This window comes from Gordonibacter sp. RACS_AR68, from assembly GCF_030418485.1.
In the GTDB taxonomy this organism is placed as follows: Bacteria; Actinomycetota; Coriobacteriia; order Coriobacteriales; family Eggerthellaceae; genus Gordonibacter; species Gordonibacter urolithinfaciens.
The window spans coordinates 360,415-377,454 of sequence record NZ_JAIPUP010000002.1; the positions used below are offsets into that span (position 1 = coordinate 360,415).

Genomic DNA, 17,040 nt, shown 5'->3' on the forward strand with positions numbered 1-17,040 from the left:
CTTCCTACTCGGCGGCTATTCTTCGACGGGCGCATACGACATGTCGTAATGCTTGCCCGTGGCTTCGTCGACCAGATGGCCGGTGGCGGCGTCGTAGAGCCAGCCGTAGTTGGCGTCGTGGAAGGCGCCGTTGTCGGGGTCCAGCATCCAGCCGCTGTTCGGGTCGTACACGTAGGGGAGGTCGCCCAGCGTGGCGTAGCCCTTCTCCTGGTTCCAGGTCAGGTTCTCGGGCACCTCGTAAGGGGCGGCCTGGCCGGGATAGCAGCGCACGCCCGCCGCGAACACGATCTCCTCGCGGTCCATGGTGTACATCTTGCCGGTGGCGTCGTCCACGAGGCACTCGTTGGCGGCATCGTAGCGCCAGCCGGTGTGGGCGTCGTGGTAGCCCTTCGTGCGCGGGTTGATGAGCCAGCCCGACTCGTCCAGGCGGAAATTCGTGCCCTTCTGGTACAGCGTGTTGCTCTGCCACACCCACTCGTAGCCCTCGGGCACGGCCTCGGCCGGCTGCGGCTTCTCGAACGGGATGGGCTCGCGGGCGAGCTTCTGGTCGCTCGGCATGACGGTCACGCCCGGCTCGGGCGAGGAGCCGGGGATGGAGAACTGGGTGTCCTCCTTCTTGTACTCCTTGTCGTACTCGCCGCACTTGTACACCTTGCACATGAGGCCGCGGTTGGCCCAAGAGCCGCCCATGGGGTCGCAGTGCTCGTCATCGACCGAGGTCAGCACATTGACGTTGGACTCGAGGCAGCCGAACGGGTTGTCCAGGTCGGCCGAGCCGTCGCGCTCGGGGAACCACCAGCCGCGCGGCGCGAACACCACGTTGGGATGCACCTCGGGCTCCACGTTGGCGCGCATCTTGATGCGGCCGCGGCGCGTCTCGATCCAGCACCAGTCGCCGTAGGCGATGTTCAGCTTCTCGGCCAGCTCCGGGTTGATGGAGAAGTACGGGTCGGGATACAGGTAGCGGATGCCCTGCATCTGGAAGTGCTCGGAATGGTGGTACGGCATGAAGCCGCCGCCCGTGGTGAGCACGATCGGGTACTCTTCCGCAATCTCCGGCGTGTCGATCTCGTTCTCGATGCAGCCGATGTAGGTGGGCATGCCGGGGTAGCCCAGCTCGCGCAGGATGGTGGAGTTGCACTCGACCTTGCCCGAGGGGGTCCAGAAGCCGTTGGCCTTGAACTTGTTCTGGTGCAGCGGCGGATAGTACATGCGGTAGTAGTCGACGAAGTCGTTGTAGCTCTCCACGCCGCCCAGGCCCAGGGGCTCCAGGATGTGGAAGTACGCCTCTTCCTCGGTCTCCCACGGCCAGTTCGCGGGATCTTGGCCGCAAGCCAGGCCCAGCTTGCGCCAGAACGTCATGTCCGTGTGGCGGTCGTACTTCGGCTGGATGGCGCGGCGGCCGCCCATGATGGAGTCGGTGGCGCCGTAGTGCGTGACGATGGTGGGACGCTCCAGCGCGCCGGCTGCCGGGAACACGTAGTCCGCGAACAGGGCCGTCGGGGTCATCCAGTAGTCCACAACCACGAGGAACTCGCACTGCTTGAGCGCCTGCAGCGTCATCTTGGCGTCGCCGTAGGAGTTAATGGGGTTCGTGGCGTTCACGATGAGCGCGCGCACCTGGTAGGGGTCGCCCGTGATGATGGCCTTGAACACGCTCGGGCCGTGGGCCTCGCAGAACCACTCGGTGGGCAGCGTCTTGCCCCACGTGCGCTTCGCGTTGTCCGAGATCAGCTGGTAGCCGGGCCAGGAGGTCAGCTTGAACTTGTCGGAGCCGATCTGCTTGGCCTTCTGCTCCTCGGGCAGGCACTCGTTGAGCTCCATCTCCTCGTCGGTGAGGTAGTTGAGCGCGGGGCCCGGCATGCCGTCGCCGCCGGGGACGTCCAGGTTGCCGCAGACGGCGCGCATGAGGGCGATGGCGTGGCTGCCGGTGGTGGAGGCACGGCCGATCTGGTCCCACGTGCAGCCCCACTGGATGCAGCCGGGGGTGTTCATGGCGTACAGGCGCGCAGCCTGGCGGATCTGCTCGGCATCGAGCCATGTGATGGGCGCCGCCCACTCGGGCGTGTACTCGGCCACATGCTCCTGCAACTCCTCGAAGCCGTCGCACCACTCGCCCACGAACTCCCAGTTGACCAGGCCCTCGTAGATGATGGTGTGCAGCATGGCCAGCGCGAGCGCGGCGTCGGAGCCGGGACGCAGCGGCAGCCACAGGTCGGCCTTGGAGGCCGTCTCGGAGTAGCGCGGGTCCACGACCACGATCTTCAGGCCGTTCTTCTGCAGGTCGGTGTAGCCGTCCATGCCGCCCAACGTGGAGGCGCCGGGGTTCATGCCCCAGAGGATGAGGCACTTGGCGCCGGCGAGGTCCGTCTCGAACGGCGACCAGCCGGCCACGCAGGTCTCGGCCATGAACGTGGGGATCCAGCACAGAAGGGCGTTGTGGAAGCCGTTCGGCGTGCCGAACTGGTTCAGGAAGCGGCGGCGCGCCCAGTCGTCGGTGCGCGTCGTGCCGCCGGCGGAGGCCACGGCCTCGGCGCCGCTCTCCTCCTTGATCTGGTTGAGCCTGTCGGCAACCTCCTGGATCGCCTGGTCGTACGGGATCTTCTCCCACTTGCCCTCGCCCTTGGCGCCCACGCGCTTCAACGCGTGGTTGATGCGGGCGGGGTGGTTGACGTGCAGCAGCGCGCTCGTGCCGCGGCAGCACAGTCCGCCATGGTTCGAGTAATCGGGATCGCCTTCGATCTTGATTACGTCGCCATCCTTAACGTAGGCGAGCACGCCGCAGTTAGCATGGCAGAAATAGCAGAGCGACTTGACCATCGTGACGCCGTCTTGATGGATGTCGACCTCGGTCGACACGGTATCCGGGCTCACAAGGCCCTTGAGACCGGTCGACGTCTTGGAAATCTCCATCTACCTTCCCCTCTTCTTCTCGTCCGTTTACCTTACCGTTGAACCCTGTCGTGCCGTTCGCATGATTATGCGCGGAAGCTCCGCTTGGCCCGAACGCTCTCACTCGCGCGGATCATGCACGCCAGTGTATAAAACGCCCGTTCCAACCACATCACACCGGAAGTTCTAAATTCCGCGAGCGGGTAAGCCCGATAGTATTAATTGATCGGACCGCGATTTTCACCCCGACCGCTCGTCTGGGCATTCCGCCGTTCGGCGGTTCGCCACCCCCTGAGCGAGCCTTGGCGTGAAACGTTCGCACCCCCTGCGCGAAATGACGTTGACAGCTCCTCCGACCGCTTCTATCGACTGATGGCCGTCATCGAACTCCTTGCGGCCTGAACCGTTGTTCGATGCCAACCAGTAGTAGATAGAATCGGCTATTTGATTATAGCTATGCGGGATAGCATGTGCCACCCTAGCGGCGTGTTTTTGCGGCGAATAACACGCAAAAGGGGCGGGAGGGGGAACCCGGCAGGAAGCCCTCCGGGCGGCTTCCGGGTACCGCCCGGAGGGCTTCCTGCGAAAACGGGCTGGACCGGTGCTGGATGCGGGCAAGGACCCGACGGTCCGGGCGGCGGAAACGCGCAAGGTCCGGACGGTTCCCACGTCGGAAACGCGCAAGGTCCGCGCGACCTGCGGACGGTCGAATTACGGTCGGCGTGCAAGGTCACGGCGCTAGGATGGAGGCGCCGGGACAGACCCGGCACGAACGACGAGGAAGGGGGCCGACATGGGCCCGTCGCACACGCAGCCGCACATTCATGAGGAAAACGGTGCTGTCGAGGCAGCGCCCTGCCTGCGCCCCCTCTCCCCCTCGGGCCGCAGGCGCCGCAAGCCCGCCGCGTGCGGCGCGGCGATGCTCGCCGCATGCGCCCTCGCCCTCGCGTTGGCGCTGGCAGCTCCCCAGCCGGCCGAAGCCCTCGGGGGCATCTCGGGCATCTGCTACGTGGCCTGCACGAACGCCCATATCGACGGGCCGGACGGCGGCAACGTGTTCGAAGTGACGTTCCCCGAGTACGGCATCACGGCCACCGGCTACTGCATCTCGGGCTCCGTCTACGGCACGCCGCTGCCGGGCACCTACCCGTTCACCGGCGAGCCTGCGGACGACGGCGGCTTCCAGATCACCGTGAACTGCCGGGGCGCCGGCATGTACGAGAACCATTACTCGCCCTACGGCGCTCAGAACGTCGGCGGGTTCAAGCTATACCCCTTCGGATCGGTGGAGGTGCTCAAGCGCTCCGCCGCGCCGGAGGTCACGGACGGCAACCCCTGCTACCGCCTGGACGGCGCGGCGTACGGCGTGTACGCCGACGAGGCGTGCACGCGCGAGGCGCTCTCGCTGACCACCGACTCCTCGGGGCGCGCCCGTTCGGAACGCGTCCTTGCGCCGGGGCGCTACTGGGTGCGCGAGAAGGCGGCGCCGGAGGGCTACCTGCCCGACCCGGGAACCTACCCGGTCGACCTCGCGCAGGAGGACTGCCGCACCGGCGCCGTGCCGGCCCTCCATGTGGAGGACGCGCCCCTGCTCGCGCCTGTCGACGCCCTCGTGCAGAAAGCGGACCGCGAGACGGGCGTCCCCGTACCGCTTGGCGATGCGAGCCTGGCGGGCGCGGCGTTCACGGTCGAGCACTACGCGGGGCGCTACGCCTCGCTCGAGGAGATCGCCGTGGCGGGCGCACGGCCTGCGCGCACCTGGGACGTCGTCACCGACGAGCAGGGACGCGCGACCGCGGGCGCGGGCGACCTGACCGGGAACGGGCGCGGAGCCCATGGCCTGCCGCTCGGCACCGTGGTCGTGCGCGAGGTGCGGCCGCCCGCCGGCTACCTGCTGCCCGACCCGCCCGTGCTCGTGTGCGCGGTCGAGCCCTCCCCCAATGAGCCGAACGCCGCCGTGTACCGCGTCCCCACCGTGGCCGAGCAGGTGGTGCGCGGCGACGTGGCGCTGCTCAAGCTCGGCGCAGGCATGGGCGGGGACGGCGCTGCAGACAGCGTCGGCGGAGGCGGCGCCAACGGCGCTTCGGCGGACGCGGCAGGCGCGACGACCCAGATCCCGCTCGCCGGCGTGGCGTTCGATATCGTGCACCTCTCCACGGGCGAGGTGGCAGCCCGCCTTGTCACCGGCGAGGACGGCCGGGCCTCCACCGAGGGGCTCCGCCCCGAAGGCCTCGACGGCGCGCTGCCCTACGGCCTCTACGAGGTCCGCGAGGACCCCGCCACCACCCCGCCGGGCTACCGCACCGCCGAGCCCTTCGCCGTCGCCGTCGAGAGCAACGCCCGCACCTACTGCTACGAGGTGGTGAACGAGCTGGCCAGCGCCCCCGAGGAGCCGCCAGCAGGCAACGGGCCCGCCGAAGAAGCACCCCCGGCCCTGCTCGCCGAGACGGGCGACGCCCTCGCCCGCGCGCCCCGCTGCACCGCGCTCGCCGCCGTGGTCAGCGCCACGCTCGCCGCCGCGTTCGCCCTACGCCGCCAGCGCCCGTAGGCGCGCCTGGCGCAGGGCGACGGGCGCTGGGGACACACGACCCCGCGAAACCGATACGGGACAACGCCCGTCTCCCTCCCCTTTCGCACTTGATTAATTCTTAATTATAGTTTATAATTTTTAGGAAGGACGACCATGGTCAAGAGACGCGACCTTGTCAAGGAAGTCGAAGCCCAAGGGCTGAAAAACTACGGCGGGGCGAGCCACGATATCTTCAAGAAACCGGGATTCACGACATCGATCCCACGGCACCGGGAAATCGACGAGGACACTGCCCGCGATATCAGAAAGCAGGCGGGCATCGAGAAGCGACGCTAGCTCAACTAGGAAGGAACCATCCATGCTGCACGTATATGAGTTCGAGCTTTTTATCGGGCAGGACGGCTGGATCATCGCCCGTCCCTTCGACTTCGACGGCGCCACCCAAGGGGCCGACTTGGCCGAAGTCTCGGCCATGGCGGCCGACTGGCTCAAGCTCGAAATAGAGTTTCGCCTCATGGACGGCAGGGATATCCCCGAGGCAACATTTGGCCACGAGCCGACGCATGAGGACGGTCGCATCCTGCTCGTAGCCGTGGAGGCGAGCCTCGACACCGTCCCCGCCGTGACGGCATCCGAGGCGGCGGAGCTTCTCGGGGTGTCCCGCGCACGCGTCTCCCAAATGCTCAAGGCCGGCCTGCTCATGGGCTTCCGCAAAGGGCGCGACTCGTTCATCACGCGCTACAGCGTCGACGCCCGCCTGCGCGAGAAGCCCAAGGCGGGACGGCCGAAGAAGGCAGCGTCGAAGCCCAAGCCGAAAGCGGCGGCGAAGCCGGCGGAAGCCCGCTAGGAAACGAGCGGAGGGACGGGCTCGCGCCCGCCCCTCCAGCGGCCTCCACGCGCAGGCCGCTCCGCTCACTGCCACGCCCATCCTTGCCCTTCCATCTGCGGCACGGTCGCGCGCACGGCCACGCCTCCCCGTCCCGCGGCCGACGCCGTCGGCCGCGGGACGGAAGCGGGCTACCAGGTGGCCGAGCAGTCGCAGCCGGTGCGGACCTGGCCCTTGCCGTTGGCGCGCCTGCGCAGCTTGTCGACGTCCCAGCGCTCGAAGATGAGGGCGCGGTGCGCGCGGTAGATGTCGAAGGCGCCCTCCAGCTCCATCCCCACGCACGTGAACGAGCCGTTGATGGCGCCGTAGAACTCGGCGGCGTGCTCGTTGAAGCTGTTCTCGGCGAACAGGTAGACGTTGGCCGCGTGCCCGCGGCCCTGCAGCGGCACGAGCAGCTCGTTGCCGTTGCCCTCGATGAAGATGCCCTTGTTCTCCAGGCGCACGCCGCGCACGGCCTTCTCGGCCTCGAAGCGGTCGGCCCAGGGCTCCTTGTTCATCTTCGCCCAGTACGCCCAGGCGTTCTCGAACCGGCAGGCATCGTCGTCGTAGATCGCCTGGAAGAACCCGCGGCAGTCCTCCGCCGCCTCCAGATGCCCCTTGAGCCGGGGCCACACCCCGCCCGCGATGCTAGCCAGGGCCAAAAGTTCCCGGTAGTCCTTCGCCTGCGCTGCAGGCACCGCCTCTGCCTGCGCCTTCAGTTCCTCGTACTGCATTGGTCCTCCTCCTTCGAGCCGCCGGCGCACGAGCGCGCGGCAGCGTTCCTTCTCCTTGCCCGGGCGTCCTGCGCGCCCGGTCCCCGCGCGCCTAGCGGCGCGGCTTGTCGATGCGCGCCGTGGTCTTCACGAAGCGCACGTCCTCGCCCGTCTCGGCCACCGGCACCTCGAACCCGCCCTTGTAGCCCGTCTCGGGGCGGACGTCGGACTCCTCGTAGTAGTCCGGCCGCGCAAAGCCGATGCGCGCCATCATGGCCTCGAACTCCTCGCGGCTGGGCGCGGCCTGCACGGCGTTGCCGAGCTCCCGCGCGCGGGCCACCGTGGCCGCGTCGCGCTCCCCGGCCGCCACCACGCCGTCGTACACCAGCACCCCGCCGGGGCGCAGCACGCGGAACGCCTCGCGGAACACCGCCTCGGGGCAGAAGTCCACGTTGACGCTGCTGTTGGCGAACACCAGGTCGAACGTGCCGTCCTCGAGCCCCGCCGCGGCGAGGTCCTCGGGATAGGCCACCAGGTACTCCATGTTGTTCTCGGGCAGCCCGTTGCGGCGCCACGCGTCGTCCTGGAAGGAGCGGGCGATCTCTATCCACTCGGGCGTCGGGTCCACCCCCACCACGTGGCCGCGCGGCCCCACGTAGTCCGACAGCTTGATGACGCCCTTGCCCCGCCGGCAGTCGATGTCCAGCACGCGCTTGCCCTTGATATCGCCCAGAAGCGTCATCTTGCACTGGCTCGCGAACCCGTACTCGTTGGGAAGCTGCCCGTAGTACGCCCGCAGCGCCTCCGGATCGATCGCCTTCTCCGCGCCCATGCCCAAGCCTCCGTTCCTGTCAGCGCCGCTACTTGTACGACACGCGCGAGTTGTTCACCAGCCACGAGAGCGCGGCCTCGCGGCGCGCGAACACCCGGGCCTCGTCGCCCAGCCCCTGGTCCTCCAGCTGCTGGCGGATCTTCTCGCGCTGCTCGGCATCGTTGCCGGGCATCTGCGCCGTGATGTCGGCGTCGGAGAGCTCGATGTCCAGGTGGTCGGCGAGCGCGTCGATGGCGCACGTGATGCGCAGCGCGTCCAGGGGCTGGCCCGGCAGCAGGTCGGCCGGGTCAGGATCTTCCACCAGGCGCTTCGCCAGCTCGTCCAGCACGAGGTCGGGGAACTGGGCGTCGTTCTTGGCCATGTCGGGCAGGCCGAACTGCTTGGCCACGCCCTCGCGGAACTCGGCCACCGTCGTGGCGGGCTCGAAGTGCTCGGCCACGAACGCGTCGGTAAGCTCCGGCGTGCGGCAGCTCAGGATCTTCTCCACCGTCACCTGCATGGTAAGGCGGGAGGCGTCGCCGTCCTTCGCCAGCGGCAGCTTGATCTTCGCCTCGGCGTCCTTCGTCTCGCCGGGCGCCATGCCCACGAGCTCCTCGTCGAACGTGCGGGGCATCTCGCCGCCGCCCACGTGGTACAGCGAGTGCTCCAGCACGAAGTTGGAGGCGGGGTTGCCGTCCAAGCGCGCGTCCACCGTGGTCACCACCACGTGGTCGCCCATGGCCACGCCGCGCTCCTCGGCTATCTCGTGGTACTCGGCCAGGGGCTCGAGCAGCTTCTCGATCTGGGCGTCCACGAGGCTCGCGGGCACCTGGGGCTTCGGCAGGTCGAGCTCGACCGGATCATACGAGGTGAGCGTGTACTTCTTCATGTTCTCTTCTCCTTTAGGTTGCTTGCTTTCCTTGGCTTGCATCTACACGTCGAGGTCTTCCACGCGCCGGCGCAGCTCGCGCTGGCGGTCCGACAGGATCATGTCCTGGTTGTGCGCGAAGTAGGACTCGCTGCCGTACTGGGCGATGTAGCGCGCCGAGCTGGTGCGCGACGTGAGCTCGGTCGTGAACACCACCATCTCCTGCGCATCCCCGAACGCCGCCTCCACGAAGGCGAACGCGCGGGCGAGCCGCTGCTCCACGTCGGCTGCGCGCGCCTGCAGCGCCGCCGCCCGAGCGGCGAATGCCTGCGACGCGAGCGCGAAGGCGTCCTGGGGCGCGGCGCCGTCGACCGCCTGCCGCAACGCCGCGATCCCGTCCAGCTCGGCCTCCGCCGTCGCGCGGCGGCCCTTCGACAGGTTGCCCGCCGCCACGCCCAGCTCCAGCTGCGAGGTCCGGGTCCGCTCCAGCTCGTCCAGAAGGCCGCGCACGTCGCCCCCCTCCTCCGCGGCGGGCTTCAGGCCCCGCAGGTCGTCGCGCAGCGCCACGAGCACGTCGGTCTCGGCCACGATGTCGGCCATGTCGCCGCACACGGCATCCAGCAGGAGCCCCACGAGCGACAGGCGCTCGTCGAACTCCGCCCCGGCCGCCCGCTCGATTATACCGGCAACGTCGCCCCCGGCAAGGATCTCGTCGATGCGGTAGTCGTCGCGGTACTTGTTGAACAGGTCGTAGTACGCCGCGAACTCGCGCGCTATCGCCTCGTTCTGCACGTACTGCACGACCAGGTCGTAGTCCACCGCCTTGCCCAGCCGCTCGAACACGCCCATCATGTCCGACAGGTCGTCCCAACCGCGCGCGGTGACGAACGACTTGCCGTCGAGCGACGCCTCGATGGAGTAGAAGCGGTTCTTCTTGATCTCCAGGAACGTGAGGATGGCCGGGTGCGTGCCCTTGGACACGGCGTAGGCCTTCCACGCCCCGAAGTCGGGCTCCACGCTGATCTTCTTCACGCGGTCGAGCGTGACCACGTCGAACTCGTGCACCGACTTGTTGTACTCCGGCGGGTTGCCGGCGCAGGCGATGATCCACCCCTCGGGCACCGCATGGCGCCCGAACGTCTTGAACTGCAAGAACTGCAACATGGAGGGGTAGAGCGTCTCGGACACGCAGTTGATCTCGTCGAGGAACAGGATGCCGCGCCTCACCCCGCTCTTCTTCATGTAGGCGTACACCGAGGCGATGATCTCGCTCATGGTGTACTCGGAGGCCTCGTACTCCAGGCCCTCGAATTCCTCGTGCACGATGAACGGCAGCCCGAGCGCGCTCTGGCGCGTGTGGTGCGTCATGGAGTAGGACACCAGGCCGATGCCCAGCTCCTGCGCGATCTGCGCCATGATGGCCGTCTTGCCGATGCCGGGCGCACCCACCAGGAACACGGGGCGCTGGCGCGCGGTGTCCAGAAGGGGCCGCCCCTGGTCGTCCACCGCGAGGTACGCCTCGATCGTATCTTTCACCTGCTGCTTTGCTTCCGCAATGTTCATGTTGCACTCCTTGGGTCCGCCTGTTGCCGCCTGTCGCCGCGCGTCGCGCGCGCCTCGTCCGTCACGTCAATCCCCTCTCGTCCAGAATGACCTTGAGCGCCCAGGGGGGCACCGCCGGGTCGGAATAGCCATCGTCCAGGAACACGAACACGGCGTCGTAGGCCGGCTGCCGGCGCGGGAACGTGCCCTGCCCGTCCGTGAAGTACACGAGCCCGCGCAAGTCGGCGAACTCCCCCTTTTCCACCAGCAGGTTCACGTAGTCGAACACCGGGCGGAAGTCCGTGCCGCCGAAGCCCTTGAGCTCCAGGTCCTCCAGGTACAGGTCGAGCTCGTCGAGCGAGGTGATCTTCGTGTCCTCCTGCACGCGCGCATCGCACTGGATGACGTGGATGTTCACGCGATCGGTGAAGCTCTCGGCCTGTTTCAGTATGTTGTACGTCTTGCGCATGAACGCCTGCACCAGATCGCCCGACACCGACTCGGACGTGTCGATGGCGATGGCGAAGTCGTGCACCGCCCGCGCCTCCCGGTACTCCAGCGGCTCGATGAGCGGCATGTTGCCGTACCGGTCCAGCCCGTAGGTATAGTAGATGTAGTCGAACTCGTCGGGGTTCACGCGCATGCGCTCGTGCAGCGTGGCGAAGCGCTTGAGGAACTCCGCGTAGTCGTGCTTCTCGCGGTTCACGGCCGCGAGCGCCGTGGCGAAGCTGCCCGCGCCCTCGCCCTGGCGCAGCATATGCGCCTCCAGCTCTATCTGGATGTGCCGGCTCACGTCTTCCCACGCCTCGGCAAGCTCCTCGTCGCGGGCGCGCTCCTCGTCGGCCGCAGCCGACGCGTCGTCGGGGCCGCCCTCGTCGGCCGGCTCGTCGCGCTCGCCGTCCTCGGCCGGCTCCCGGTCCCGGTCGTCGTCGCCCCCGCCCGGCGAGGGCATCTCGGAGGCGCCGCGCGTGTCGTCGAGCGACTCGCTCCCCTCCGACGTGGGCAGCTCGCCGCCCTCGCGGTCCTCCGACTGCTGCCGCGCCGCGCTCATCGAGCCGCGCGCCGAGCCCTCGGCCCCGTCGTTGTACCACAGCCCGTGCGTGTCGCGGAAGAACATCGGCGCCAGCGAGCGCAGGTCGATCTGGCTTCCCTCCTCCGAGAAGAAGTGGTAGAGCCGCTCGGCCGTCACCACGCCGCCCACCTGCGCGCGGATGACCTTGAGCGATTCGCGGGCACGCCGGTCGAAGTTGCTGGGGAAAGCCTCGCCCACCAGCTCCAGCAGCAACGCCTCGATGGCGATGTCGCAGGCCACGTCCCACGGCTGGCGCAGCACCGAGTACAGCATGAACGGATGGCGGAATATGCAGTGGAACAGGCAGTGGATGACGTCGCGCACCACCTCGTTCGGCGAGAGCCTGAAGCGGGCCACCACGTACTCGGGGTCGTAGTACAGCTTGACGCCGTCGCTCGCTATGCCGTACACGTCGAAGCTCGGCACGAGCGGCATGCGCCACAGCGCCCGGTCGAGGAAGCGGAACCGCACGGCCAACGACGTGCGGGCGTCCTCCAATATGTCGCCCGCCACGGGCAGGCACCGCTCGTAGCGCTCGCGCTTCTCGGCCTGGCGCGCCTCGGTGGTCAGGCCCACCTTGGGCGCCGCGGCAGCCTGGCCCCCCAGGCGCTCCCGTTCTTTGAGGACCACGTCCCCCTCTGCTATGGGCGTCAAGTCTTTCATAGGCGTTTACAAGCTGAAGTCCACGCCCGCGGCCGGCATCAGACGATGCTGCAGCTCGAGCAGGCAGGCGGTGGCTTGCGTCCTCCCCTCGCGCGTCGCAGTGCCCAGTTCCGCTTCTATGGCCCCGTCGTCCAAAAGCCCCCGCCCCGCCAGCCACGCGAGCGCGTCCAGGTCGCCCTGGTCGGCGAAGTAGCGACACGCCTGCCGCGCCTTGCGCTGGAAGATGTTCTCGTACAGCCCGCGCGTATGGTCCGACAGGCACATAGGATGCTGCAGGCGGTACAGGGCCGCCGGCGCGAACTCCCGCATGGTCGCCGCGTGCGTCACCCACGAGTCGTAGTACTCGAAGTCGAAGGCGGTTCCCCCCGGCCCAGCGCCGAACAAATACGACGGCGAACGGTAGCGCGAGGAGAGCTCGGGCACCCGGAACTCGCCCGCCTCGTAACCGTCGACGAGCTCGGGGAACACCACGCGGACGAGCGGGATGGAGCGAGCCGTGGAGAACGCCCCGTTGCAGATGCTGTGCAGGTGCCCGTGCAGGTGCAGCTCGGCCACGCCGGAAGCGCCGCAGAAGGCCAGGCTCGCAACGTGCGTCACCTGGCGGGGTATGCGCACCACGTCGTCGGGCCCCACGTACAGAAGGCACGTGTCGCCGCCCATCTTGCTGCCGTCGCGCTGGCACAGAAGCCCGTTCTCCAGGTAGAACACGGGGTTGGCCGCATCGAGCGAGATCGACTGGAGGGGCCGGCGCGGCATGAGCTGGTTGTCGCCCTGCACGAGCAGCGCGTCCTCGCCGATGGACCGCACGTTCTCCGAGAGGCGCAGCGTGGAGAGCGACGTGTCCAGAAACGCGCGCTCGCCGATGCGCTCGAGGCTCTCGGGCAAATCGACGCGCACGAGCTGCCGGTTCCCCCGGAACGCCTCGCGCCCCACCGAGAACACGCCCTCGGGCAGCTCCACGGTGCGCACGCGCGCATGGCGTTTGAACGCCTCGTCGGCCACCGCATGGGTGCCGGGACGCACCCGATAGGACTCCACCTGCCCTATCAGCTCCAGGAACACGTCATGGCGGTACAGGCCGCCCTCGGCGTCCAGGTCGAGGCAGCGGTTGGCCGGCGACACGCCCAGGCCCCTCTCGCCGATGCGCGCCTGCGCGGGCGTGTGGTCGAACGCGCGGAAGCCCAGCTGCTCGAGCCCCGCCGGCAGCTCCGCGCGCGCGAGGGCGGTGAACGCGAACGCCTCGGCGCCGATCTCCCGGCACCCGGCCGGCAGGTGCGCCTGCACGAGCCGCGCGCAATGGTAAAAGGCCTTCTCGCCCACCGCCTCCACCGAGGCGGGCAGGCGCACCGCGGAAAGCCCCGTCTTCGCGAACGCCATGCGGCCCAAACGACGCACGCCCTCCGGCAGCGCCACCTCCTGGAGGTCGTCCAGCGAGTCGAACGCCCGCTCGTCCACGTCCGTGCACCCGGCGGGCACCTCGTAGGAGCGGCAGGGAACCACCAGGCGGTACAGGTGCCGCCCGTCCCTCGACAGCAGCGCCCGGCCGTCGGTGGAGAAGGCCTCGTTGGCGGGATCGACGGTCACGCGCTCCAGGTGCGGCAGCCCGAGGGGCTTCGCGTCGAGCGCCTCGACGAGCGGCCCGAACGCCACGTGGGCCACCGGCGCGTCCGAGAACGAGTTTCCCTCCAGCCGCACCAGGGGCATGGGGAGCTCCACCTCCGCGAGCGCCCCGCACTGCAGGAACATGGTGGGGTCGACCTGGTCCAGCGCCGCCGACAGCCGCACGCTGCGCAGGTTGACGCAGCCGTCGAACACGTGGTTGCCCGCGAACTCCACCGTGTCGGGCATCGAGACGCGCCGCAGCTCGGCGTGGCCGCGGAACAGGTTCGTGGCCAGCGAGGCCACGCGGGCGCCGTCCACCTCGGCCGGGATGTCCACCTGCTCCGCCGAGCCCTCGTAGGACACGAGGCGCGCCGTGCCGTCCTCGCGCAGGCGGTAGCGGTACTCGCCGCAGCGCAGCTCCTCGCCACCGCACGTGCGCTTGGCGTAGGGCAGGAAGTATCCTTTCGAGACCAGCTCCTCGGCCGGGGAGCGGCGCACGGCGGCACCCTCGAAATCCCGCCCCTCGGCAGGCGAGCGCCGAATGCCGTGGTCGAACGCCCACGGATCGTCCCCCATGTCGGCCCCCTTCGCATCGAGCCCCCACGGCTTCCGGCCGTTGAAGCCCTCGGGCGCGGCATGCGAGGAGATGCCCCGGTTTCCAGAGCTTTTCTCAAAATGATCTTCTTGCGTAACTTGCTTCACCTTTTAATCCTATAATGTCGTTATGCACTTAACCCGTAAGCGCAAGGGGGGCGCCATGGACGACGTTGCAGGCACCAAGGAACTTGACTACGCCAGCGATCTTCAGCTCATCAAGTCCATGCACGAAGACGATTCGTTTTGGGATCGCATCTTCGATGCGAAGCTCGACTTCCTCAACAACGGGGGCGACCCCCGCCAGGCAGGTTGCGTGCGGCCCGAGATCGCGGAGTCGTGGATCAACTCGCGCAATTTCGGCTTGAGTCCCGACCAGCCCGACCTCGGCGAGTACATCACCGAGCAGGCATACGAGGAAACGCTCGCGGAGAACGCCGAGATCGTGGCTGCCGCGAAGTCGCTCATCAGGAACATCGAGTCGCTGAACCTGCAGAACGACTACATGTTCGAGCTGCTCGACGTGAACGGCACGCCCCTCGTGCAGATCGGTAACCTGTGGCTGCACCGCTTCGCGGGCCCGAACTACCAGTGCAACGAGAGCAACATGGGCACAAACGCGCACACGCTGTGCATGCGCCACAAGAAGCCGTTCGTGCTCATCGGCCCCGAGCACTACTGCTTCGCGCTGCACGGCCTCATCGCCTGCGCGGCGCCCATCATCGACCAGTTCGGCGCCAGCGTGGGCGCCCTTGCGCTCACGCAGCCCACGTCCGACGAGCTGCTGTCCACGGCGAACAAGAAGATCCTCATCCACGCCATGAGCCTCGTGTCATCGCTCGCCATCACCCTGAGCGACCAGCTGCGCATCAGCGGCTACGACGCCCAGCTCGCCGAGACCGAGTCTCGCTACAGCAAGGCGTCGCTGGAGGCCCAGCGCTACGAGACCATCTCGCAGAACCTCATGAACACCGTGAAGGACGGTATCCTCATCTGCGATGCCGAGGACACCATCTCGCTGGCCACCCCGGAAGCCGCCCGCATCTTCAAGACGTCCCCCGAGGAGCTGCTCGGCACGAACGTGAACGCCCTCATCAACGACAGCCGTACGTTCGAGGAGGTCATCGAGCAGGGCGGCCACTCGACCTTCGACGTGGACGGCATGCCCCTCGAGGCCAAGATCTCGCGCATCTACGGCGGCGACCACGACTTCGAGGGCTACATCATCGCGCTCAAGGAGGCCAAGCGCGCCACGCTCGGCGCCTCGCGAGGCAAGCTGGGAGATGCGGCCGACATCACGTTCAAGGACATCCTGGGCAGGAGCTACCAGATAGCAAAGGCGAAGAAGCTCGCCTCCCGCTTCGCCCGATCGCGCGAGAACATCCTTCTGGCGGGCGAGAGCGGCACCGGCAAGGAGCTGTTCGCCCAGGCCATCCACAACCAGGCGTGCCCCGAAGGACCTTTCATGTCCATCAACTGCGCCGCCATCCCGCCCCGCCTCATCGAAAGCGAGCTCTTCGGCTACGAGAGCGGCAGCTTCACGGGCGCCGAGCGCGGTGGCAAGCCCGGCAAGATCGAGCTGGCCGACGGCGGGACGCTCTTCCTCGACGAGATCGGCGACATGCCGTTGGAACTGCAGGCCACGCTTCTGCGCGTGCTGGAGAACAAGCGCATCATCCGCGTGGGCGGCAAGTCGTACAAGCAGATCGACTTCCGCCTGGTGGCCGCCACGAACCAGAACCTGCCGAAGCTGGTGAGCCAGCACCAGTTCCGCGAGGACCTGCTCTACCGCATCTCCGTGCTCACCGTCGACCTGCCCCCGCTGTGCGACCGCGTGGGGGACGCGCTCTACTTCGCACGCTACTTCCTCAACGAGTGCCACACGAAGACGGGCAACGGCAAGGTGTCGCTTTCCAACGAGGCGTCGCAGTTCGTGAGCACCTACGCCTGGCCGGGAAACGTGCGCCAGCTGAAGCATGCCATCTACTCCGCCTACTACACCTGCGAGAACGGCGTCATCTACATCGACGACTTCCCCAGCTACATCGCCCAGGCCAGCGACCTGCGCAGCAGCGAGGAAGCCGGGGCGGCCGCACCGGCGGACGATGCCGCAGCCCCTTCGCAAAACGAATCGTCTTCAGCTATCAAGGTGCCGGACGAGCAGGCCGCCGCCCCCGGGGCCGAGGCCCCTGCCGCGACGAGCGGGACGCTGCCCACCCTCTCCCTCAAAGAGCTCGAGGGCATCGCCATCAACGAGGCCATCATGCAGGCCGACGGCAACATCGCCGCCGCGGCCGCCATCCTCGATATCAGCAAGGCCACGCTGTACCGCAAGCTCAAGGAGAGCCAGTAGCCCTCCTGCGCCGAACCGCGGCCCTGCCCCGAGCCGGAGCGCAGGCTCGGAAAAACCAATCGGGCTGGAGATGAGCGTTAAGCACCTTCTCCAGCCCGATCAATAACAGGCACGGTTTGCAGCCGCCATGCCCTCGCCCCCCTCGCTCTCAGGCTGCGCTCAAGGCAACCGCGCGGGCTGTCGCCCCGCAGCACGCCCTAGAAAACATGCCCGCACTTCTTGCAGGCAGTCCGTGTCCCCAACACGTAGCTGCCGCACTCCGGGCATATCTTCGTACGCCCCGTCTCCACGCACTCGTTGCACAGCGGCCGCTCGAACGGCGAGCAGAAGAAGCAGGCCTTCTTCACCTCGGCGTTCAGGTGCGTGACCGCCTTCTCCTCGTCATGGGCGACCGGCGCACCGCACTTCTTGCACGTGTCCCGCTCGTAGGGGTTGTACCACCCGCACTCGGGGCACTCGACGGGAAACTTGTAATCCGCCTTCTTATGGCAACGACGACACCAGGGGCTGCATGTTCTACAGTTAGGCATGGGCG

The 17,040-nt window shown here is 67.9% G+C and carries 12 protein-coding genes; 4 read left to right on the plus strand and 8 right to left on the minus strand.

Annotation, left to right across the window (positions count from 1 at the left end; all coding sequences use genetic code 11):
* Positions 1–15: 15 nt before the first annotated feature.
* On the minus strand, positions 16–2,913 hold the full coding sequence (locus K9U15_RS06230; protein WP_123674667.1) for a molybdopterin-dependent oxidoreductase: 2,898 nt from the start codon (positions 2,911–2,913) through the stop codon (positions 16–18).
* 772 nt (positions 2,914–3,685) lie between these two features.
* On the opposite strand from K9U15_RS06230, the gene K9U15_RS06235 reads away from it, so the two are divergent.
* The 3 genes from K9U15_RS06235 to K9U15_RS06245 all read left to right on the plus strand — a co-directional run bounded on the left by K9U15_RS06235 (position 3,686) and on the right by K9U15_RS06245 (position 6,269).
* A complete protein-coding gene (locus tag K9U15_RS06235) occupies positions 3,686–5,440 on the plus strand; it encodes a collagen binding domain-containing protein (RefSeq protein WP_227115181.1) in 1,755 nt (584 codons plus the stop codon).
* A gap of 135 nt (positions 5,441–5,575) precedes the next feature.
* On the plus strand, positions 5,576–5,758 hold the full coding sequence (locus K9U15_RS06240) for a type II toxin-antitoxin system HicA family toxin (RefSeq protein WP_154270573.1): 183 nt from the start codon (positions 5,576–5,578) through the stop codon (positions 5,756–5,758).
* Positions 5,759–5,780: 22 nt separating this feature from the next.
* On the plus strand, positions 5,781–6,269 hold the full coding sequence (locus K9U15_RS06245; RefSeq protein ID WP_154270574.1) for a type II toxin-antitoxin system HicB family antitoxin: 489 nt from the start codon (positions 5,781–5,783) through the stop codon (positions 6,267–6,269).
* A gap of 170 nt (positions 6,270–6,439) precedes the next feature.
* Here K9U15_RS06245 and K9U15_RS06250 read toward each other — a convergent pair whose 3' ends face one another.
* The 6 genes from K9U15_RS06250 to K9U15_RS06275 all read right to left on the minus strand — a co-directional run bounded on the left by K9U15_RS06250 (position 6,440) and on the right by K9U15_RS06275 (position 14,134).
* Positions 6,440–7,021 carry a hypothetical protein gene (locus K9U15_RS06250; RefSeq protein ID WP_154270575.1) on the minus strand — a complete coding sequence of 194 codons (582 nt, stop codon included), beginning with the start codon at positions 7,019–7,021 and terminating at the stop codon, positions 6,440–6,442.
* A gap of 91 nt (positions 7,022–7,112) precedes the next feature.
* Positions 7,113–7,832, minus strand: coding sequence for a methyltransferase domain-containing protein (locus K9U15_RS06255; RefSeq protein ID WP_154270576.1), 720 nt, complete (start codon positions 7,830–7,832; stop codon positions 7,113–7,115).
* Positions 7,833–7,860: 28 nt separating this feature from the next.
* On the minus strand, positions 7,861–8,700 hold the full coding sequence (locus tag K9U15_RS06260) for a hypothetical protein (RefSeq protein WP_087191913.1): 840 nt from the start codon (positions 8,698–8,700) through the stop codon (positions 7,861–7,863).
* Positions 8,701–8,742: 42 nt separating this feature from the next.
* Positions 8,743–10,242, minus strand: a complete 1,500-nt coding sequence (locus K9U15_RS06265) for an ATP-binding protein (RefSeq protein ID WP_087191912.1) — start codon at positions 10,240–10,242, stop codon at positions 8,743–8,745.
* A 61-nt stretch (positions 10,243–10,303) separates the two neighbouring features.
* A complete protein-coding gene (locus K9U15_RS06270) occupies positions 10,304–11,923 on the minus strand; it encodes a VWA-like domain-containing protein (RefSeq protein ID WP_301155768.1) in 1,620 nt (539 codons plus the stop codon).
* 39 nt (positions 11,924–11,962) lie between these two features.
* Positions 11,963–14,134 (minus strand): leucine-rich repeat domain-containing protein, encoded by a 2,172-nt coding sequence (locus K9U15_RS06275; protein ID WP_301155769.1) that lies wholly within the window; start codon positions 14,132–14,134, stop codon positions 11,963–11,965.
* A gap of 181 nt (positions 14,135–14,315) precedes the next feature.
* On the opposite strand from K9U15_RS06275, the gene K9U15_RS06280 reads away from it, so the two are divergent.
* A complete protein-coding gene (locus K9U15_RS06280) occupies positions 14,316–16,505 on the plus strand; it encodes a sigma-54-dependent Fis family transcriptional regulator (RefSeq protein WP_301155770.1) in 2,190 nt (729 codons plus the stop codon).
* A gap of 197 nt (positions 16,506–16,702) precedes the next feature.
* Here the strand turns inward: K9U15_RS06280 and K9U15_RS06285 are convergent, their stop codons facing one another.
* A complete protein-coding gene (locus tag K9U15_RS06285) occupies positions 16,703–17,035 on the minus strand; it encodes a hypothetical protein (RefSeq protein WP_087191908.1) in 333 nt (110 codons plus the stop codon).
* Between the last annotated feature and the right edge of the window lie 5 nt (positions 17,036–17,040).